This window comes from Streptomyces sp. NBC_00631 (assembly GCF_045206895.1).
Taxonomy (GTDB): domain Bacteria; phylum Actinomycetota; class Actinomycetes; order Streptomycetales; family Streptomycetaceae; genus Streptomyces.
In genome coordinates, this window is record NZ_CP107734.1 from 5,594,766 (window position 1) to 5,614,633 (window position 19,868).

Genomic DNA, 19,868 nt, shown 5'->3' on the forward strand with positions numbered 1-19,868 from the left:
GTCTCACCGGCGGCACCGAAGGCGGAGGGGGCAGATGGCGGAGGGCGCCGGATACGGCGGAGTGAGCGACCAGGATCTGCTCACCCGCCATGTGGAGGGCGACCCCGATGCCTTCGGTGAGATCGTGCGCCGGCACCGGGACCGGCTCTGGGCGGTCGCCCTGCGGACTCTGGGGGACCGCGAGGAGGCCGCTGACGCCGTCCAGGACGCTCTGGTCTCCGCCTACAGGGCCGCCCACACCTTCCGAGGGCAGTCGGCCGTCACAACGTGGCTGCATCGGATCACGGTCAACGCCTGCCTCGACCGTGCCCGCAAGGCGGCCTCCCGCAAGACCGCGCCCGTCGATGACACCGAGCGGCTGGAGCAGCTGCTGGAGCCGCACGAATCGGCCTCCGCTCCGGCCGAGCGGAACGATCTGCACCGCCAGCTCCTGGAAGCTCTCGGCACTCTGCCCCACGACCAGCGGGCCGCCCTCGTCCTGGTCGACATGCAGGGTTACCCGGTCGCCGAGGCGGCCCGGATCCTCGATGTGCCCACGGGGACGGTGAAGAGCCGCTGTGCCCGCGGCAGAGCCAGACTCCTGCCGCTGCTCACCCATCTGCGGCCGGAAAGCACCGGTGACGAAAAGGATCCGGACCCGGCACGGAACCGGGCGGAGGGGACATCCGTCCCACCCGCAGCGGGTCCTCAGGACGGGGGTCCACAGGACACCGGGCCGAGTGATTCAGCCGCAGTGAAGGGCGGAGGTGGGCGAGCGTGACTTCGACGACAGACACGACCGGGCACCCGGACGTCGCGGAGATCTCCGACCTCACCGAGGGCCTGCTGCCACCGGCCCGCACCGCGGAAGTACGACGGCACCTGGACGAGTGCGAGCTCTGTGCCGACGTCCACGCCTCGCTGGAGGAGATCCAGGGTCTGCTGGGCACACTGCCGGGGCCGCCACGCATGCCGGCCGATGTCGCAGGCCGGATCGACGCCGCACTCGCCGCCGAGGCCCTGCTGAACGCCACGGCACCCACGGCACATGTTTCACGTGAAACATCACCCCGGGAGGTGTCGTCCCCGGGGGAGCGCCCTGCCGGGCGGCCGAGTGCCTCCGCCGGTCCCGGCCGTAAGAACCGAGGACGGGACCGCGGCCGACGCCGCCGGACGGTCGTCCTCGGCGCTGTCTTCACCGCCGCCGTCCTGGGCGCCGGTTCCTTCTTTCTTCAGTCACTCGGCTCCAATGGGTCCACGACAGCTCAGGGCAAGCCGACGAAGTCCGCCGGGACCTTCTCCAAGAGCACCCTCCCAAGCCAGGTGAAGGACCTCCTCGGCACCAAGACGAGCACCCAGCGGGGCTCCCAGAAGCCCTTCAGCGTCGAGTCCCAGGCCACCGGCCAGCCGGGCTCGTCGCAAACCCCGAAGGTCCTGATCCAGCCCTCGGTACGGGTGCCTGCATGCGTCCGCCAGGGCATCAGTCAGACCGGCGATGCCCTCGGAGCGAAGGAGGGGACGTACCAAGGGAAGGACGTCTACCTTGTCGTCCTGGCCGACGCCTCCGACGCCTCCCGGGTGACGGCGTACGTCGTCGATGCGTCCTGCGTCGACAAGACGTCCGCCTCCCCCGGCAAGATCCTCCTCACGGAGTCTTTGGCTCACCCCTGAGCCTGCTTTCCGGATGGCCTCGGAGAAGGCTCGGAGAGAGAACGCATCGTCTCGCCCCCGCATGGAAATCCGTACGGTGAGGATGCCCGTGTGCCCGGACACACCGGGAATGCGCGCCCCTTAGGATCCGTTGGGTGGGGTGAGAGCTTCTGACAGAAGCTCTCACCGGTCGAATGACGTAGACCAGAGACGAGGAATCAAGCCGTGAGCGACGTCCGTAACGTGATCATCATCGGCTCCGGGCCCGCCGGCTACACGGCGGCGCTCTACACCGCGCGCGCGTCGCTGAAGCCCCTGGTGTTCGAGGGGGCCGTCACTGCGGGCGGCGCCCTGATGAACACCACCGAGGTGGAGAACTTCCCGGGCTTCCGCGACGGCATCATGGGCCCCGACCTCATGGACAACATGCGGGCGCAGGCCGAGCGCTTCGGCGCCGAGCTGATCCCGGACGACATCGTCTCCGTCGACCTGACCGGTGAGATCAAGACCGTCACCGACACCGCCGGTACGGTCCACAGGGCCAAGGCCGTCATCGTCACCACGGGCTCCCAGCACCGCAAGCTCGGCCTGCCGAACGAGGACGCCCTTTCCGGACGTGGCGTCTCCTGGTGCGCCACCTGTGACGGGTTCTTCTTCAAGGACCAGGACATCGCCGTGATCGGCGGCGGCGACACCGCTATGGAGGAGGCCACCTTCCTCTCCCGGTTCGCCAAGTCCGTGACGATCGTCCACCGCCGGGACACCCTGCGCGCCTCCAAGGCGATGCAGGAGCGCGCCTTTGCCGACCCGAAGATCAAGTTCGCCTGGGACAGCGAGATCGCCGAGGTCCAGGGCGAGCAGAAGCTGGCCGGCCTGAAGCTGCGCAACGTCAAGACCGGCGAACTCTCCGACCTGGCGGTGACCGGCCTGTTCATCGCGATCGGCCACGACCCGCGTACCGAGCTCTTCAAGGGCCAGCTGGACCTCGACGAGGAGGGCTACCTCAAGGTCGCCTCCCCCTCGACGCACACCAACGTGACGGGTGTGTTCGCCGCCGGTGACGTGGTGGACCACACCTACCGCCAGGCGATCACCGCGGCCGGCACCGGCTGTTCCGCCGCTCTCGACGCCGAGCGTTTCCTCTCCGCCCTGGCGGACGAGGAGAAGGCCGAGCCTGAGAAGACCGCCGTCTGAGCTTTCCCCTTCCGCCCCACCGCACGATCTAGTAAAGGAGCCCGCCGTGGCCGGCACCCTGAAGGCAGTAACCGACGCGACGTTCGACGAGGACGTCCTCAAGAGCGACAAGCCCGTCCTGGTGGACTTCTGGGCCGAGTGGTGCGGTCCGTGCCGCCAGATCGCCCCCTCGCTTGAGGCGATCGCCGCCGAGCACGGCGAGAAGATCGAGATCGTCAAGCTGAACATCGACGAGAACCCGAACACGGCGGCCAAGTACGGCGTCATGTCGATCCCGACCCTGAACGTCTACCAGGGTGGCGAGGTCGCCAAGACCATCGTCGGTGCCAAGCCGAAGGCCGCACTGCTCCGCGACCTTGAGGACTTCATCGCCGAGTGATGTTTCACGTGAAACACGAATGGGCCAGCCCCTCGGGGCTGGCCCATTCGCATTGAGGCACTCACAGCGGCCGCAGCGCCGGCTCCTTCTGTACGGCCCCCAGAAGCCGGTCGAGCGCCAGCTCCACGTCTTCCTTCCAGGAGAGCGTCGTCCGCAGCTCCAGCCGCAGCCGGGGGTACGAGGGATGCTGCCGGACCGTCTTGAAGCCCACGGCCAACAAGTGCTCGGCAGGGAGAAGGCAGGCTGGTTCCTTGTAGCGGGCGTCACCGAACGCCTCGATCGCCTTGAAGCCCCGACGCAGCAGGTCCTTGGCGACCGTCTGCACCATCACGCGTCCGAGCCCCTGCCCCTGATAGCCGGGCATGATGAAGCCCGTCATGAGCTGCACCGCGTCCGGTGAGACCGGACTCGTGGGAAACGCCGTGGAGCGCGGGACGTAGGCGGGCGGCGCGTAGAGCACAAAGCCCACCGGTACGTCGTCGACGTAGACCACGCGCCCGCACGACCCCCAGTCGAGCAGGACGGCGGAGATCCAGGATTCCTTCTCCAGCACGGATGTGCCTGCTCTCACCGCTGCTTCGCTGCTGACGGGGTCCAGTTCCCAGAAGACACACGAGCGACAGCGCTGGGGAAGGTCCTGAAGGTTGTCCAGCGTGAGCGGTACGAGCCGACGCCCCATGAAGGCTGTTCCTCGCTTCCTTCGCCCGCGGCGTCGCGAGCGGCTGTCAGAGCACTGCGTTCCCTGAGCAGACTGCCGAAGAATCCGACGGTCGCGCCCAGTCCCAGACCCGCGCTCACCAGTCCGGTGCGGCTCATCGATCGCATGGCCCCCGCCTCTCTCAGAGGTGCTGCCAGCTGCCAGGTGGATGCGCCATACCGTTCGCATCGTATCCACACAGCGATTACATCGACACCGCCTCAAAGCAAAGAGCGGACCGTGTTCCGAAACGTGCCGGAAACGATCCGCTCCGCTGTGAGCGAGGGTCAGTCCTCGGGCTCTTCGGAGGCCGAGGAGTCGCCGTCGTGGAGGCCCTGGTGCAGGACCGGCCCCTCGCCCGGGGCGAGCGTTCCGAGGATCCGCTCAAGGTCTTCCATCGAGGCGAACTCGACGGTGATCTTGCCCTTCTTCTGGCCCAGGTCGACCTTCACCCGTGTCTCGAAGCGGTCCGAGAGCCGGGTCGCGAGATCGGTCAGCGCCGGGGAGACCCGGGTGCCGGCCCGCGGTCCCTTGGCGCGCGTCGCCGTCTGGGGCCGCGAGCCCATGAGGGTCACGATCTCCTCGACGGCCCGTACCGACAGCCCCTCGGCCACGATGCGGTGAGCCAGCCGGTCCTGCTCCTCCGAGTCGTCGACGGAGAGCAGGGCGCGGGCGTGCCCGGCCGACAGGACTCCGGCGGCCACTCGTCGCTGGACCGCCGGGGAGAGCTTCAGCAGCCGCAGGGTGTTGGAGACCTGCGGGCGGGAGCGCCCGATACGGTCGGCCAGCTGGTCGTGCGTGCAGTTGAAGTCCTTCAGCAGCTGGTCGTAGGCGGCGGCCTCTTCCAGCGGGTTCAGCTGAGCACGGTGCAGGTTCTCCAGCAGCGCGTCCAGGAGAAGCTTCTCGTCGTCCGTCGCCCGGACGATCGCCGGGATCGCCTCCAGGCCGGCCTCACGGCAAGCCCGCCAGCGCCGCTCGCCCATGATGAGCTCATAGCGGGAGGGACCCAACTGCCGCACGACAACGGGCTGGAGCAGGCCGACCTCCTGGATGGAGGTGACCAGCTCCTGCAGAGCGTCCTCATCGAAGACCTCACGCGGCTGGCGCGGGTTCGGCGCGATGTCGTCGAGGGGGATCTCCGCGAAGTGAGCGCCCATCGGAGGAGCAGGCGTCTCCACGCCGCCTCCGACTCCGAACACCGACGTTTCCTCGGTCTCACGTGAGACGGCCGGCAGCGTCGTCACCTTCGCCGCGGCAACCCCACGGTCGGTCGTCAGCACCGGAACCGCCGCGGGGGACGGAGCTGCCGTTCCCCCCATGGCCGTCTGGGCCGGGGTCTTCTCGGTCGGGGCAGCTGGGATCAGTGCACCGAGCCCACGACCCAGCCCCCTCCGTCGCTCGCTCACTGGATCCCCTCCACCATGCTCGGGTTGGTCTGAGCGCCGATGTGGGCCTGCGTGGGATCGTAGCTGACCCCGACACCCCTCAGCGCGATTTCTCGGGCCGCCTCAAGGTAGGAGAGGGCACCGCTCGATCCAGGATCGTAGGTCAGTACCGTCTGCCCGTAGCTCGGCGCCTCGGAGATGCGGACCGAGCGGGGAATGCTCGTCCGCAGCACCTCGTCAGCGAAGTGGCTGCGCACCTCGTCCGCGACCTGGGAGGCAAGACGCGTCCGGCCGTCGTACATGGTGAGCAGGATGGTCGACACGTGCAGGTCGGGGTTGAGGTGCCCCCGCACCAGGTCGACATTGCGCAGCAGCTGGCCAAGGCCTTCCAGCGCGTAGTACTCGCACTGGATCGGGATGAGCACCTCGGCACCCGCGACGAGTGCGTTGACCGTCAGCAGGCCTAGCGAAGGCGGGCAGTCGATGAGGATGTAGTCCAGCGGCTGCTCGTACGCCTGGATCGCCCGCTGCAGCCGGCTCTCCCGGGCCACCAGGGAGACCAACTCGATCTCCGCACCGGCGAGATCGATCGTGGCAGGGGCACAGAAGAGACCTTCGACGTCCACCACCGGCTGGACGACCTCGGCCAGTGGCTTGCTCTCGACCAACACGTCGTAGATGGACGGGACTTCGGCGTGATGGTCGATCCCCAGCGCAGTGGACGCATTGCCCTGCGGGTCGAGGTCGATCACCAGGACGCGGCCACCGTGCAGGGCAAGGGACGCGGCAAGGTTGACGGTGGTCGTCGTCTTGCCTACGCCGCCCTTCTGGTTGGCGACCACGATGATTCTGGTCTGCTCCGGACGTGGCAGTCCTTCGCCGGCGCGGCCCAGAGCCTCCACCGCGAGTTGGGCAGCACGACCGATGGGAGTGTCGTCCATCGGAGGCGGTGTTTCACGTGAAACATCCGCCCCCATCGACTCGGTACGGGGACCGGGGACCGGATCGGTCATCGGTCCCGCGATGTTGGCGTCGGACCGCAAGGATTCACTCTCCTCGACTTCAGGCTCGCAATGAACAGAGCCTCCCATGTCTTCGGGGTCGTGAACCAGTGAGGCCTGGTGTTCTGTGGAGAAATCCACCTCTGTGGACAACTCCGTGCCCCGCAGGGAGGACGGAGTGTCACCAGATGCCCCCTCTCCGAGGGATCCAAGAGGCTTTCGGTCGCGCGGTTCGGCCGCGGCGCGGCCCCGACTGATGATGCCGTGCAGCAGTGAGCGACGTTTCACGTGAAACACGATGCACAGCGAGCAGTACCGAAAAGCCGCGACACTCCGTCATGCGTAGGTTTGGCAGCTTGTGTGGAGTACGTCTGGCCGTCAGGACGGATCAGCGGCGCCTACGTGTCCTCTCCGTACGAGCCGCCTTTGCCTTCTTGGCCGCGAAACGCACGCCGCCTGGGCTCTCCCCGACCTCCACACGGACGACGGTCGACAGCGGATCCACCACACCCTCACCCACATGCAGGATCGACGTGGAGACCGCACCAAGCTTGGCCAGGGCGGTGGCGGCCGCCTTCAGCTCCTCCTCCGCCGTGTCCCCCTTGAGGGCGAGCATCTCGCCGTAAGGACGCAGCAGCGGGATGCCCCAGGTGGCCAGCCGGTCCAGCGGGGCCACGGCACGGGCCGTCACCACATGCACCGGAGGCAGCTTGCCCATGACCTCTTCGGCACGACCACGCACCACGGTCACGTGGTCCAGGCCGAGCAGCTCGACCACCTCGGTGAGAAAGTTGGTGCGCCGCAGCAGGGGCTCCAGGAGGGTGATGTTGAGGTCCTCCCGGACCAGCGCCAGCGGAATCCCCGGCAAGCCGGCTCCGGAGCCCACATCGCACACGGTCACCCCCTCGGGGACGGCCTCCGAGAGCACCGCACAGTTCAGCAGGTGCCGCTCCCACAGGCGGGGCACTTCCCGCGGGCCGATCAGACCACGCTGCACGCCCGCCTCGGCGAGCAGCTCCGCGTAGCGGACCGCGTCGGCGAAGCGCTCGCCGAACACTTCCCGGGCCTGTTCGGGCGCCGGGGGGAGCTCCGCAGCCTCCGTCACGGGGGACCGTCCTTCCGTACAGCGCCGGCGCTTCGCGCACCGGCCACCAGAACTACCAGGCTGACAAAGTTCGGCCCCGCCTGCTCAACAGACGGGGCCGGTACAACGGGGAGGCCGCTCAGGCGGGCAGCACGACGACGAACCGCTGCGGCTCCTCGCCCTCCGACTCGCTGCGCAGCCCGGCGGACTTGACCGCGTCGTGCACGACCTTGCGCTCGAACGGGGTCATCGGCTTGAGCTTCACCGGCTCGCCGGTGTTCTTCACCTCGGCGGCGGCCTTGGCGCCCAGCTCGGAGAGCTCGGCACGCTTCTTGGCACGATAGCCCGCGATGTCGAGCATCAGCCGACTGCGGTCACCGGTCTCCCGGTGCACGGCCAGGCGGGTCAGCTCCTGGAGCGCCTCCAGCACCTCGCCGTCGCGGCCGACCAGCTTCTGCAGGTCCCGGGTGCCCGAGTCGCTGATGATCGACACGGCGGCGCGGTCGGCCTCGACATCCATGTCGATGTCGCCGTCGAGGTCGGCGATGTCCAGCAGACCTTCGAGGTAGTCCGCCGCGATCTCGCCCTCCTGCTCCAGGCGAGTCAGGGTGTCTGCACCCTCGGCAGCGGCGGAGGTGGTGCCTTCCGTCACGGGATGGGCTCCTTCTTACTTCTTGGACGGGGACTTGGGGCGCTGCGGACCGCCCTTGCGCTGACCGGACTGGGCCCTGCTGCGGCCGTTGGAGCCGCCCTTCGGGGCCTGCTGGGCAGCCGGCTTGGCGTCCTGCGGCTCGTCGGACTTCTCGAGCGAGGTCGTCGTGTCCGCCACGGCCGACGCGTCATCCGAATCCGACGAGTCCGACGTGGAGTCGCCGGCCGCCTTCGCTGCACCGGACTGCCGCTGAGCCTTGGTCTGACGCTTGGGCTGCTGACGCTTGGCGGCAGCGCTGGTGCTCGTGACGCCGTCCTCGGTCTGTACGTCGGCCTGGGCCTCGCCCTTCACCACGTTGCCGTCGGCCTGGGCCACGAGGCCCGCCTTGGTCAGCGCGTTGATGAACTTGCGCTCGAACTCGTTACGATCACGGCCCTTGGCGACGATCGCCTTGATGATGGTCTTCTCGCTGCGCCGACGGGTCTTGCCGTGGTGCGTGACGTGGTTGGTCAGGCGCTCCAGGTACGCGGCCTGGGCCTTGGAACCCGGAGTCGGGTTGTTGCGGATGACGTACATCTGCTGGCCCATGGTCCACACGTTGGTGGTCAGCCAGTAGACGAGGACACCGACCGGGAAGTTGATACCGAAGACGGCGAACATGACCGGGAAGACGTACATCAGCATCTTCTGCTGCTGCATGAACGGCGTCTTCACCGTGGTGTCGACGTTCTTCGTCATCAGCTGGCGCTGCGTGTAGAACTGCGACGCCGACATCAGGACGATCATGATCGCGGTGACGACCCGGACGTCCGTGAGGGAGGCACCGAGCGCCTCCACCTTCGCGGAACCGTCCGTGAACTTCGCGGCGAGCGGGGCACCGAAGATGTGGGCGTTACGGGCGCTGGCGAGCAGCGACTCGTTGATGACGCCGATCGTGGTGCCCGTCGCGATGCCGTTGAGCACGTGGTACAGGGCGAAGAAGAACGGGGACTGCGCCAGGATGGGAAGGCACGAGGAGAGCGGGTTGGTACCCGACTCCTTGTACAGCTTCATCATCTCTTCGGACTGGCGCTGCTTGTCGTTCTTGTAGCGCTCCTGGATCTTCTTCATCTCGGGCTGGAGCGTCTGCATGGCCCGGGTCGCCTTGATCTGCTTCACGAAAAGCGGGATCAGGCAGATACGGATCAGAATCACCAGGGACACGATGGACAAGCCCCAGGCCCAGCCCGTGTCGGGACCGAAGATCTTCCCGTACACCGAGTGGAACTGGACGATGACCCATGAGACGGGTGTCGTGATGAAGCTGAACAGACTGGCAATCGTGTCCACTAATCATGCTCCTTGGGCATGGGACGAAGTCTCTGCGGCCGGGCTCGAAGGAAGCTCGGAAGACTTCTCCTCGGTGGCCGGTTCGGCGGCGGAGGACCCGCCCCTGCGTGCACGCCAGGCGTCACGCAGCATTTCGTGCCACCGCGGGCGCTTGCGCGGCGGGACATGATCCACACCGCCGAGCGACCACGGATTGCACCGCAGGATGCGCCAGGCCGTGAGTGCCGTGCCCTTGATCGCACCGTGCCGGTCGATGGCCGTGTAGCCGTAGTGGGAGCACGACGGGTAGTACTTGCACACCGGACCCAGCAGCGGACTGATCGTCCACTGGTACAGCTTGATCAGAGCCAGCAGCGGGTACTTCATCGCGCGCCCCCTCCCAGCAGCCGCTCGATGGCGGCATCCAGGTCTCGGGCCAGCTGTGCATGGTCGGCGTCACCCGCTCCGGGCAGCGCTCGTACGACTACCAGGCTACCGGGGGGGAACAGGGCGACTCGTTCACGCATCAGATGACGCAGTCTGCGCTTCACTGTGTTGCGCACAACGGCACCACCCACGGCCTTGCTCACGACGAAACCCGCACGCGTCGGGGGAGCGCTCTCCCCAGGCGCGTGCGGGTCCGTGGCACCGCTACGAAGGTGGACGACGAGGGACGGGCGACCTGCCCGGCGCCCCCGTCGTACCGCGGTCGCGAAGTCCTCGCGCCGCCTCAGCCGATGCTCGGTAGGCAGCACGACGTCATGACCTGATCGGGATCAGGCGGACAGGCTGGCGCGACCCTTTGCGCGACGGTTCGCGAGAATCGCGCGGCCGGCACGGGTGCGCATCCGCAGGCGGAAGCCGTGGGTCTTCGCGCGACGACGGTTGTTCGGCTGGAAGGTGCGCTTGCTCACTCGGGGGCTCCAGAAATCAAATCGGGTGTGGCGGGTGCCGTCCTGGCTGTCACCGTGCGCCCACGAGTAGCTCGCATCACGCCCGAGTGCACCGCTTCCCGATCACCTTCAGCGATCTGTGCCCATCGGAGGCAGGCGGCAGCAGCCATCGACAACTCGACCTGGTTACGGTACGCGGGGCTACGCCATTCGGTCAAACCAGCAGTGACGGAGAGACACTATCCACAGGCTGGGGACAACAACTTGAACCGCACCCGCCACGCTGACTACCGTGGCTGAACTCCGATTCGTTCCTTTATCCCCGCCCGACCTGATATTCATCCCGACCCGTCCTCGAACCACACGTTCGTGGGACCTGTGAGAGAGCGTGCCCTGTGGCTGACGTACCTGCCGATCTTGCCGCAGTGTGGCCACGAGTACTGGAGCAGCTCCTCGGTGAGGGCCGCGGTCAGGGTGTGGAGGCGAAGGACGAACACTGGATCCGGCGCTGCCAGCCACTCGCGCTGGTCGCGGACACCGCCCTCCTCGCGGTACCGAACGAATTCGCGAAGAACGTACTGGAGGGCCGTCTCGCGCCGATCGTCAGTGAGACGCTGAGCCGCGAGTGCGGACGGCCGATCCGGATCGCGATCACCGTGGACGAGTCGGCGGGCGAGCCCCCGCCGACGCCGCCCGCGCAGCAGCAGCGTTATGAGGACCCGGAGCTCCCGCCGTCGCAGTACGACGGCGGGTACGGCCGTCACCGCGCCGACCCACTGCCCGACCAGGGCGGCCGCGACCAGCTCCCCACCGCCCGGCCCGCCTACCCCTCCGAGTACCAGCGCCCCGAACCCGGCGCCTGGCCGCGCCCGGGACAGGAGGAGTACAGCTGGCAGCAGCCGCGGCTCGGCTTCCCCGAGCGCGACCCGTATGCCTCGCCGTCCCAGGACACGTACCGCTCGGACGGTTACGGCGACTCGTACGGCCAGGAGTACCGCCCGCAACAGCCGCTGGACCGGCCGCTGTACGACCAGCAGCGCGCGGAGTACGAACCGCCGCGGTCCGACTACGACCGGTCCGACTACGAGCGACCCTCCCATGACCGGGCCGCCCATGACCGCGCCGCCCATGACCGCGCCGCCCATGACCGGGCCGACTACGACCGGGACTCCGGACGCCGTGAGCTGCCCGAGCCCCCCGGCGGGCCGGGCCCCGGGCACCGCGGCGGTCCCGGACGGCCGGACCTGCCGAATCTCCCGAACATGCCGAGCGCCGGCGGTCCCGGGCCGCTCGGCGCGAAGCCCGCGCCGGCCGGCGGCCCCGGTGAGCCGACCGCCCGACTGAACCCGAAGTACCTCTTCGACACGTTCGTCATCGGCGCGTCCAACCGCTTCGCGCACGCGGCGGCGGTCGCCGTCGCCGAGGCACCCGCGAAGGCCTACAACCCGCTCTTCATCTACGGGGAGTCGGGACTCGGCAAGACCCACCTGCTGCACGCGATCGGGCACTACGCGCGGAGCCTCTACCCGGGCACGCGCGTGCGCTACGTGAGCTCGGAGGAGTTCACCAACGAGTTCATCAACTCCATCCGCGACGGCAAGGGCGACAGCTTCCGCAAGCGCTACCGCGAGATGGACATCCTGCTCGTCGACGACATCCAGTTCCTCGCGGACAAGGAGTCGACGCAGGAGGAGTTCTTCCACACCTTCAACACGCTCCACAACGCCAACAAGCAGATCGTGCTCTCCAGCGACCGGCCGCCCAAGCAGCTGGTCACGCTGGAGGACCGGCTGCGCAACCGGTTCGAGTGGGGGCTGATCACCGACGTCCAGCCGCCGGAACTGGAGACGCGGATCGCGATCCTTCGCAAGAAGGCGGTGCAGGAGCAGCTGAACGCGCCGCCGGAGGTGCTGGAGTTCATCGCCTCCCGCATCTCGCGCAACATCCGTGAGCTGGAGGGCGCACTGATCCGGGTGACGGCGTTCGCTTCGCTCAACCGGCAGCCGGTCGATCTCGGGCTGACGGAGATCGTCCTCAAGGACCTGATCCCGGGCGGGCAGGACACGACGCCCGAGATCACCGCGACGGCCATCATGGCGTCGACCGCCGACTACTTCGGCCTCACCGTCGAGGACCTGTGCGGAAGCTCGCGGGGCCGGCAGCTGGTCACGGCGCGACAGATCGCCATGTACCTGTGCCGGGAGCTGACGGATCTGTCGCTGCCGAAGATCGGGGCGCAGTTCGGCAACCGCGACCACACGACCGTGATGCACGCCGACCGGAAGATCCGGGCGCTGATGGCCGAGCGGCGGTCGATCTACAACCAGGTGACGGAGCTGACCAACCGCATCAAGAACGGATAGCTGTACGACGCCTCAGGCGCCCTTGGGAGAGATCCCGAGGGCGCCTTTTGGCGTCCTGGGGTGGTTCGGAGGGGGGCCAGTGCCCGTCGGTGGGGGCTCGTCGCGCGGTTCCCCATGCCCCCTTCGGGACGCTGTGCTGTTCGATTACCGCCCCGGTTACGGCCGTCCTCCACAGATTTGCTGACTTTCTTGCGTCCACACCCTGGGGACTGTGAAGTTGTCCCGAACGCTGTCCACAGGCTGGCGGTCGAAAGAGCATCGTGGCAGCTCAGGTGCCTGTGGAATGGTGGACGACGGATCTCCACAGACTGTGGACGACGGAAGCTTCCACAGGCTGTGCATGAAGTTGTCCACCGGTACCCCACAGGCTGAGGGGCGGTTGTCCCCAGCAATCCCCAGCTTCTCCACATGGCTGTCCACTGTTCGGCAACACGACGCGCCCGCTCACCGAGTCGAGTGAAAGGCGTCACACAAAGGTGCCGGGTTGGCCTGTGGGAAAGGTGGGTAAAGCTGGGGACGGCGTTGGGGAGAACTCCCCTCAGGCTGTGCACGGTGTGTGCAGAACTTTCTGTTCTCCACAGCGACAGTCAGTTGTCCACCGGCTCCACCCACAGGGGCAGTGGACAAAATATTGGCCCTGAGCTGGGCAAACGAGGTTATCCACGGTATCCACAGGCCCTACTACTACTGACAACTAGAGAGAGCTCGGAATCCGTTTCGAAGAGGGCCCTGTGCACAACTCGCTCTCCGGCCTCTGACCGCGCCTCGTCACGACTTGACCCCGACGGGCACCAGCTGTCAGTGCGGTGCGTCAGACTGGTCCCCGGTGTTCTCCCCCTCCCCGGGGCCGGCGACACCGGGACAGACGACGAAGACGCAGCAGGGCGAGAAGCCCCGGCAACAGCAGGAGGCGGGCTTACGGTGAAGATCCGGGTGGAACGCGACGTACTCGCGGAGGCAGTGGCCTGGGCGGCACGCAGCCTCCCGGCCCGTCCGCCGGCGCCGGTCCTCGCCGGCCTGCTGCTGAAGGCCGAGGACGGCCAGCTGAGCCTGTCCAGCTTCGACTACGAGGTCTCCGCGCGGGTCAGCGTCGAGACCGAGGTCGAGGAGGAGGGCACCGTCCTCGTCTCCGGCCGGCTGCTCGCCGACATCTGCCGTGCGCTGCCCAACCGGCCGGTGGAGATTTCCACAGACGGTGTACGAGCGACGGTGGTCTGTGGATCGTCCCGGTTCACGCTGCACACCCTGCCGGTGGAGGAGTACCCGTCCCTGCCGCAGATGCCGAACGCGACGGGCACGGTCCCCGGCGAGGTCTTCGCCTCCGCGGTCTCCCAGGTGGCCATCGCCGCCGGGCGTGACGACACGCTGCCGGTGCTGACCGGTGTGCGGATCGAGATCGAGGGCGACACGGTCACCCTGGCCTCCACCGACCGCTACCGCTTCGCGGTGCGTGAGTTCCTGTGGAAGCCGGAGAACCCGGAGGCCTCCGCGGTCGCCCTGGTGCCCGCCAAGACGCTCCTGGACACCGCCAAGGCCCTCACGAGCGGCGACAGCGTCATCCTGGCCCTGTCCGGTTCCGGCGCGGGCGAGGGGCTGATCGGTTTCGAGGGCGCGGGCCGGCGTACGACCACGCGGCTGCTCGAAGGCGACCTGCCGAAGTACCGCACGCTGTTCCCGACCGAGTTCAACTCCGTGGCGGTGATCGAGACCGCCCCCTTCGTGGAGGCCGTCAAGCGCGTCGCCCTGGTCGCCGAGCGGAACACACCGGTGCGGCTCAGCTTCGAGCAGGGCGTGCTGATCCTGGAGGCCGGTTCCAGCGACGACGCACAGGCTGTGGAAAGGGTCGACGCGCAGCTGGACGGCGACGACATCTCGATCGCCTTCAACCCGACCTTCCTGCTCGACGGCCTGAGCGCCATCGACTCGCCGGTCGCCCAGCTGTCGTTCACGACGTCCACCAAGCCCGCGCTGCTCAGCGGCAAGCCGGCGCTGGACGCGGAGGCGGACGAGGCCTACAAGTACCTGATCATGCCGGTGCGCCTCAGCGGCTGAGTTGTCCACAGCTGTGCATGGTGCCGGGGCGCCCCCTGTGGGTACCCGGCATTGAGGCACGGTGGGTTTCCCCAGGTGAGCGGCTATGCCCACAACTGTGCGCAAGGGGTCGCGATTAGGCTCGGACGCGGGCACGAACGTGCCTCTCCTGCCACACCGCAACCTAAGGAACCAACTGATGGAGCTCGGTCTCGTCGGCCTCGGCAAGATGGGCGGCAACATGCGCGAGCGGATCCGCCGCGCGGGCCACACCGTCGTCGGATACGACCGCAACCCGGACCTCGCCGATGTCCACAGCCTGGAAGAGCTTGTGGGCAAGCTCAGCGGGCCGCGCGTGGTGTGGGTGATGGTCCCGGCCGGGGCGCCGACGCAGTCCACGATCGACGAGCTGGCCGAGCTCCTGGCCCCCGGTGACGTGGTCGTCGACGGCGGCAACTCGCGCTGGACGGACGACGAGAGGCACGCCGGGGAGCTGGCCGCCAAGGGCATCGGTTTCGTCGACTGCGGGGTCTCCGGCGGTGTCTGGGGCCTGGAGAACGGCTACGCGCTGATGTACGGCGGCGACGCCGAGCACGTCGAGAAGGTCCGTCCGGTCTTCGACGCGCTCAAGCCGGAGGGCGACTTCGGTTCGGTGCACGCCGGCAAGGTCGGCGCGGGCCACTTCGCGAAGATGGTCCACAACGGCATCGAGTACGCGATGATGCAGGCCTACGCTGAGGGCTGGGAGCTCCTGGAGAAGGTCGACTCCGTCACGGACGTGCGCGAGGTCTTCCGCTCCTGGCAGGAAGGGACGGTCATCCGTTCCTGGCTGCTCGACCTGGCGGTCAACGCCCTCGACGACGACGAGCACCTGGACAAGCTGAAGGGTTTTGCACAGGACTCCGGTGAGGGCCGGTGGACTGTGGAGGCCGCCATAGACAACGCGGTACCGCTGCCCGCGATCACCGCCTCGCTGTTCGCGCGGTTCGCCTCCCGGCAGGACGACTCGCCGCAGATGAAGATGATCGCCGCGCTGCGCAACCAGTTCGGCGGCCACGCCGTAGCGGCGAAGTAGCACCAGGCAGAGACGAAGTAGCAGGTCACGGGGAGGTCGGCGAAACACCTATGCACGTCACGCATCTGTCGCTGGCCGACTTCCGCTCCTACGCCCAGGTCGAGGTCCCGCTCGACCCGGGCGTCACCGCCTTCGTCGGCCCCAACGGCCAGGGCAAGACCAACCTCGTCGAGGCCGTCGGCTATCTGGCCACCCTCGGCAGCCACCGGGTCGCCTCCGACGCTCCCCTGGTCCGCATGGGCGCCGACCGGGCGATCATCCGGGCCCAGGTCCGGCAGGGCGACCGGCAGCAGCTGGTCGAGCTGGAGCTCAACCCCGGCAAGTCCAACCGCGCCCGCATCAACAGGTCCTCGCAGGTCAGGCCGCGTGACGTGCTGGGGATCGTACGGACCGTGCTGTTCGCGCCCGAGGACCTCGCGCTGGTGAAGGGCGATCCCGGTGAGCGGCGCCGCTTCCTGGACGAGCTGATCACCGCGCGGTCGCCGCGGATGGCCGGTGTGCGGTCGGACTACGAGCGTGTCCTCAAGCAGCGGAACACCCTGTTGAAGTCCGCGGCCCTCGCGCGGCGGCACGGCGGCCGCTCCATGGACCTGTCCACCCTCGACGTGTGGGACCAGCACCTCGCGCGGGCCGGTGCCGAGCTGCTCGCCCAGCGGCTCGACCTGATCGCCGCGATCCAGCCGCTGGCCGACAAGGCGTACGAGCAGCTGGCGCCGGGCGGTGGTCCGATCGCGCTGGAGTACAGGCCGTCGGCGCCCGGTGAGGCGCACACGCGCGAGGATCTGTACACCCAGGTGATGGCGGCCCTGGCGGACGCCCGCAAGCAGGAGATCGAGCGGGGTGTGACGCTGGTCGGTCCGCACCGCGACGACCTGGTTCTCAAGCTCGGGCAGCTGCCCGCCAAGGGGTACGCCTCGCACGGCGAGTCCTGGTCGTACGCGCTGGCGCTGCGCCTCGCGTCGTACGACCTGCTGCGGGCCGAGGGAAACGAGCCGGTGCTGGTGCTCGACGACGTGTTCGCCGAGCTGGACGCCCGGCGCCGGGAGCGGCTGGCGGAGCTGGTCGCCCCCGGGGAGCAGGTGCTGGTCACCGCTGCCGTGGACGACGACGTGCCGCACATCCTCACGGGGACGCGGTACGCGGTGGCCGACGGGACGGTGGAGCGCGCATGAGCACCGACGGACCCGGACCCGCGCCCAAGGACGAACCCTCCGGTGTCGACCTCGCGCGCGTGGCGCTCAGAGCGGCCAGAGAGGCGGCGCGCGCGCGTGGGGACGCGGCGCAGCAGAAGAAGCAGGCGCGGCGCGGCGGCCTCCGCTCCGGCGCGCGCGCCGACGGCCGTGATCCCATGGCGCTGGGTTCCGCGATCAACCGGCTGATCACCGAGCGCGGCTGGGAGACGCCGGCCGCGGTGGGCGGGGTGATGGGCCGCTGGCCGGAGATCGTCGGCGAGGATCTGGCGAAGCACTGTGTGCCCCAGCGGTACGACGAGGACGAGCGGGTGCTGGTAGTCCAGTGCGACTCCACGGCCTGGGCGACCCAGCTGCGCCACCTCGCGCCGGCGCTGGTCGCCCGCCTGAACGAGGACCTGGGGCACGGCACCGTACGTCTGATCAAGGTGCTCAATCCCGGGGGCCCGCCCCGGCGCTACGGTCCGCTGCGCGCCCCTGGGAGCACGGGTCCCGGGGACACCTACGGGTGACTTGAGGGTGACTTGCGTCACGATCGCAGCCGGGTGCGGTGCCGTTGTACGGCCGGCCCGGCTGATCGTCGTACGACCGCACGCGGCTGCGAATCGCGACCTGACCCCGGAGTAGCCAAGGGTTGACAGCCGGAAGCGCTGAGTGCCTCCGTGAGCCTCTTGGAGCCCCCATCCGCATATCGGGAGTCGGCACAGGCCGGTTCAGGGCGGCACATGCGGACTCAGGTACCGGCAAACCCCCATCACTGTCGGCGCTACCGGTAGACTGGGAGCCAATCCCGCCCCGACCGTGGGGACCGTCCGGGAAAAGCTGAGCAACGCTGATCAAGGCTTACCAACGCAACATGCCGCAGCCGCTCCGGCAACCCGCCGACGAGCCTGGCTCGTGCTGTGCCAGAAAGGGCGCTTCGTGGCCGATTCCGGCAACCCCAACGAGAACATCCCGTCCACCGACGCCGGCGCGCACGGTGAGGCCACCGCCTCCGCTTCGTACGACGCCAGTGCCATCACCGTGCTCGAAGGGCTGGACGCGGTCCGCAAGCGACCCGGTATGTACATCGGTTCGACCGGCGAGCGTGGCCTGCACCACCTGGTGCAGGAGGTTGTGGACAACTCTGTCGACGAGGCCCTGGCGGGCCACGCGGACACGATCGACGTGACGATCCTGGCCGACGGCGGCGTGCGCGTCGTCGACAACGGCCGTGGCATCCCCGTGGGCATCGTGGCGTCCGAGGGCAAGCCGGCCGTCGAGGTCGTGCTGACCGTGCTGCACGCGGGCGGCAAGTTCGGCGGTGGCGGTTACGCGGTCTCCGGCGGTCTGCACGGCGTCGGCGTCTCCGTCGTGAACGCCCTGTCGACCAAGGTGTCCGTCGAGATCAAGACCGACGGCCACCGCTGGACGCAGGACTACAAGCTGGGCGTCCCCACGGCGCCGCTGGCCAAACACGAGGAGACCGGCGAGACCGGTACCTCGGTCACGTTCTGGGCCGACCCGGACATCTTCGAGACCACCGAGTACTCCTTCGAGACGCTGTCGCGGCGCTTCCAGGAGATGGCGTTCCTCAACAAGGGCCTGACGATCCGGCTCACCGACGAGCGCGAGCAGGCGAAGGCCGTGGCCGGCGCGGACGAGGCGGGTGCCGACGAGAAGGCCGAGGTCAAGACCGTCACGTACCACTACGAGGGCGGCATCGTCGACTACGTGAAGTACCTCAACTCCCGCAAGGGAGACGTGGTGCACCCCACGATCATCGACCTGGAGGCCGAGGACAGGGACAAGAGCCTGTCCCTTGAGGTCGCCATGCAGTGGAACAGCGGCTACAGCGAGGGCGTGTACTCGTTCGCCAACATCATCCACACCCACGAGGGCGGCACCCACGAGGAGGGCTTCCGCGCGGCGCTCACCTCGTTGATCAACAAGTACGCGCGGGACAAGAAGCTGCTCCGCGAGAAGGACGACAACCTCACCGGTGACGACATCCGCGAGGGTCTGACCGCGATCATCTCGGTCAAGCTGAGCGAGCCGCAGTTCGAGGGTCAGACGAAGACCAAGCTGGGCAACACGGAGGCCAAGACCTTCGTGCAGAAGGCGGTCTACGAGCACCTGAACGACTGGCTGGACCGCAACCCGGTCGAGGCGGCGGACATCATCCGCAAGGGCATCCAGGCGGCCACCGCGCGCGTGGCGGCCCGCAAGGCCCGTGACCTGACCCGCCGCAAGGGCCTGCTTGAGTCGGCGTCCCTGCCGGGCAAGCTCTCCGACTGCCAGTCGAACGACCCCACCAAGTGCGAGATCTTCATCGTCGAGGGTGACTCCGCCGGCGGCTCGGCCAAGTCCGGCCGCAACCCGCAGTACCAGGCGATCCTCCCGATCCGCGGCAAGATCCTCAACGTCGAGAAGGCGCGGATCGACAAGATCCTGCAGAACCAGGAGATCCAGGCGCTGATCTCGGCGTTCGGCACGGGCGTGCACGAGGACTTCGACATCGAGAAGCTCCGCTATCACAAGATCATCCTGATGGCGGACGCCGACGTCGACGGCCAGCACATCAACACCCTGCTGCTGACGTTCCTGTTCCGTTTCATGCGCGACCTGGTGGAGCAGGGGCACGTGTACCTGTCGCGTCCGCCGCTCTACAAGATCAAGTGGGGCCGGGACGAGGTCGAGTACGCGTACTCCGACCGTGAGCGCGACGCGCTGCTGGAGCTCGGCCGTCAGCGCGGCAAGCGCGTCAGGGAGGACTCGATCCAGCGCTTCAAGGGTCTCGGCGAGATGAACGCCGAGGAGCTGCGCGTGACCACCATGGACGTCGACCACCGGGTCCTCGGCCAGGTCACCCTCGATGACGCCGCCCAGGCCGACGACCTGTTCTCGGTCCTGATGGGCGAGGACGTCGAGGCCCGCCGCCAGTTCATCCAGCGCAACGCCAAGGACGTCCGCTTCCTCGACATCTGAGTCGGTCTCAGCTGACCGCA

The 19,868-nt window shown here is 68.2% G+C and carries 19 protein-coding genes; 10 read left to right on the plus strand and 9 right to left on the minus strand.

The window, feature by feature from the left end; all coding sequences use genetic code 11:
* Window positions 1-34: 34 nt before the first annotated feature.
* The 4 genes from sigM (at window position 35) to trxA (ending at window position 3,202) form a co-directional block, all read left to right on the plus strand.
* The gene (sigM, locus tag OHB00_RS25655) at window positions 35-760 is read left to right on the plus strand and encodes an RNA polymerase sigma factor SigM (RefSeq protein ID WP_406437919.1); all 726 of its coding nucleotides are present in this window, start codon (window positions 35-37) and stop codon (window positions 758-760) included.
* Window positions 757-1,650 carry an anti-sigma factor family protein gene (locus OHB00_RS25660; RefSeq protein ID WP_406437920.1) on the plus strand — a complete coding sequence of 298 codons (894 nt, stop codon included), beginning with the start codon at window positions 757-759 and terminating at the stop codon, window positions 1,648-1,650. The genes sigM and OHB00_RS25660 overlap by 4 nt, the downstream gene beginning before the upstream one ends.
* Before the next feature lie 204 nt (window positions 1,651-1,854).
* Window positions 1,855-2,823, plus strand: a complete 969-nt coding sequence (trxB, locus tag OHB00_RS25665) for a thioredoxin-disulfide reductase (protein WP_406437922.1) — start codon at window positions 1,855-1,857, stop codon at window positions 2,821-2,823.
* 46 nt (window positions 2,824-2,869) lie between these two features.
* Complete coding sequence (gene trxA, locus OHB00_RS25670; protein ID WP_181801339.1) at window positions 2,870-3,202, plus strand: thioredoxin; 333 nt, start codon at window positions 2,870-2,872, stop codon at window positions 3,200-3,202.
* A gap of 61 nt (window positions 3,203-3,263) precedes the next feature.
* Here trxA and OHB00_RS25675 read toward each other — a convergent pair whose 3' ends face one another.
* From OHB00_RS25675 to rpmH, 9 genes are all read right to left on the minus strand, one after another.
* A complete protein-coding gene (locus OHB00_RS25675) occupies window positions 3,264-3,881 on the minus strand; it encodes a GNAT family N-acetyltransferase (RefSeq protein ID WP_406437924.1) in 618 nt (205 codons plus the stop codon).
* Between the two features lie 305 nt (window positions 3,882-4,186).
* Window positions 4,187-5,305 carry a ParB/RepB/Spo0J family partition protein gene (locus tag OHB00_RS25680; RefSeq protein ID WP_406437926.1) on the minus strand — a complete coding sequence of 373 codons (1,119 nt, stop codon included), beginning with the start codon at window positions 5,303-5,305 and terminating at the stop codon, window positions 4,187-4,189.
* Entirely contained in the window at window positions 5,302-6,375 is a 1,074-nt protein-coding gene (locus tag OHB00_RS25685) for a ParA family protein (RefSeq protein ID WP_406445982.1), read from the minus strand. The genes OHB00_RS25680 and OHB00_RS25685 overlap by 4 nt, the downstream gene beginning before the upstream one ends.
* Window positions 6,376-6,673: 298 nt before the next feature.
* On the minus strand, window positions 6,674-7,390 hold the full coding sequence (gene rsmG / locus OHB00_RS25690; RefSeq protein ID WP_406437928.1) for a 16S rRNA (guanine(527)-N(7))-methyltransferase RsmG: 717 nt from the start codon (window positions 7,388-7,390) through the stop codon (window positions 6,674-6,676).
* 118 nt (window positions 7,391-7,508) lie between these two features.
* Window positions 7,509-8,021, minus strand: a complete 513-nt coding sequence (locus tag OHB00_RS25695) for a protein jag (RefSeq protein WP_406437929.1) — start codon at window positions 8,019-8,021, stop codon at window positions 7,509-7,511.
* 15 nt (window positions 8,022-8,036) lie between these two features.
* A complete protein-coding gene (yidC, locus tag OHB00_RS25700) occupies window positions 8,037-9,350 on the minus strand; it encodes a membrane protein insertase YidC (RefSeq protein WP_406437931.1) in 1,314 nt (437 codons plus the stop codon).
* Between the two features lie 3 nt (window positions 9,351-9,353).
* Window positions 9,354-9,716, minus strand: coding sequence for a membrane protein insertion efficiency factor YidD (gene yidD / locus OHB00_RS25705; protein WP_406437933.1), 363 nt, complete (start codon window positions 9,714-9,716; stop codon window positions 9,354-9,356).
* A complete protein-coding gene (gene rnpA / locus OHB00_RS25710) occupies window positions 9,713-10,084 on the minus strand; it encodes a ribonuclease P protein component (RefSeq protein WP_089100455.1) in 372 nt (123 codons plus the stop codon). Before rnpA ends, yidD begins: the two co-directional genes overlap by 4 nt.
* A gap of 21 nt (window positions 10,085-10,105) precedes the next feature.
* Window positions 10,106-10,243: a 50S ribosomal protein L34 gene (rpmH, locus tag OHB00_RS25715; RefSeq protein ID WP_015659252.1), complete on the minus strand. Its 138-nt coding sequence runs from the start codon at window positions 10,241-10,243 to the stop codon at window positions 10,106-10,108.
* A gap of 374 nt (window positions 10,244-10,617) precedes the next feature.
* On the opposite strand from rpmH, the gene dnaA reads away from it, so the two are divergent.
* The 6 genes from dnaA to gyrB all read left to right on the plus strand — a co-directional run bounded on the left by dnaA (window position 10,618) and on the right by gyrB (window position 19,848).
* Window positions 10,618-12,585 (plus strand): chromosomal replication initiator protein DnaA, encoded by a 1,968-nt coding sequence (gene dnaA, locus OHB00_RS25720; RefSeq protein ID WP_406437935.1) that lies wholly within the window; start codon window positions 10,618-10,620, stop codon window positions 12,583-12,585.
* A gap of 921 nt (window positions 12,586-13,506) precedes the next feature.
* Complete coding sequence (dnaN, locus tag OHB00_RS25725) at window positions 13,507-14,637, plus strand: DNA polymerase III subunit beta (RefSeq protein WP_181801349.1); 1,131 nt, start codon at window positions 13,507-13,509, stop codon at window positions 14,635-14,637.
* Between the two features lie 178 nt (window positions 14,638-14,815).
* Entirely contained in the window at window positions 14,816-15,691 is an 876-nt protein-coding gene (gnd, locus tag OHB00_RS25730) for a phosphogluconate dehydrogenase (NAD(+)-dependent, decarboxylating) (RefSeq protein WP_406437937.1), read from the plus strand.
* A gap of 50 nt (window positions 15,692-15,741) precedes the next feature.
* On the plus strand, window positions 15,742-16,863 hold the full coding sequence (gene recF, locus OHB00_RS25735; RefSeq protein ID WP_406437939.1) for a DNA replication/repair protein RecF: 1,122 nt from the start codon (window positions 15,742-15,744) through the stop codon (window positions 16,861-16,863).
* Window positions 16,860-17,393, plus strand: coding sequence for a DUF721 domain-containing protein (locus OHB00_RS25740; protein ID WP_406437940.1), 534 nt, complete (start codon window positions 16,860-16,862; stop codon window positions 17,391-17,393). The genes recF and OHB00_RS25740 overlap by 4 nt, the downstream gene beginning before the upstream one ends.
* Before the next feature lie 385 nt (window positions 17,394-17,778).
* Window positions 17,779-19,848 carry a DNA topoisomerase (ATP-hydrolyzing) subunit B gene (gene gyrB, locus OHB00_RS25745; RefSeq protein WP_406437942.1) on the plus strand — a complete coding sequence of 690 codons (2,070 nt, stop codon included), beginning with the start codon at window positions 17,779-17,781 and terminating at the stop codon, window positions 19,846-19,848.
* Window positions 19,849-19,868 lie beyond the last annotated feature (20 nt).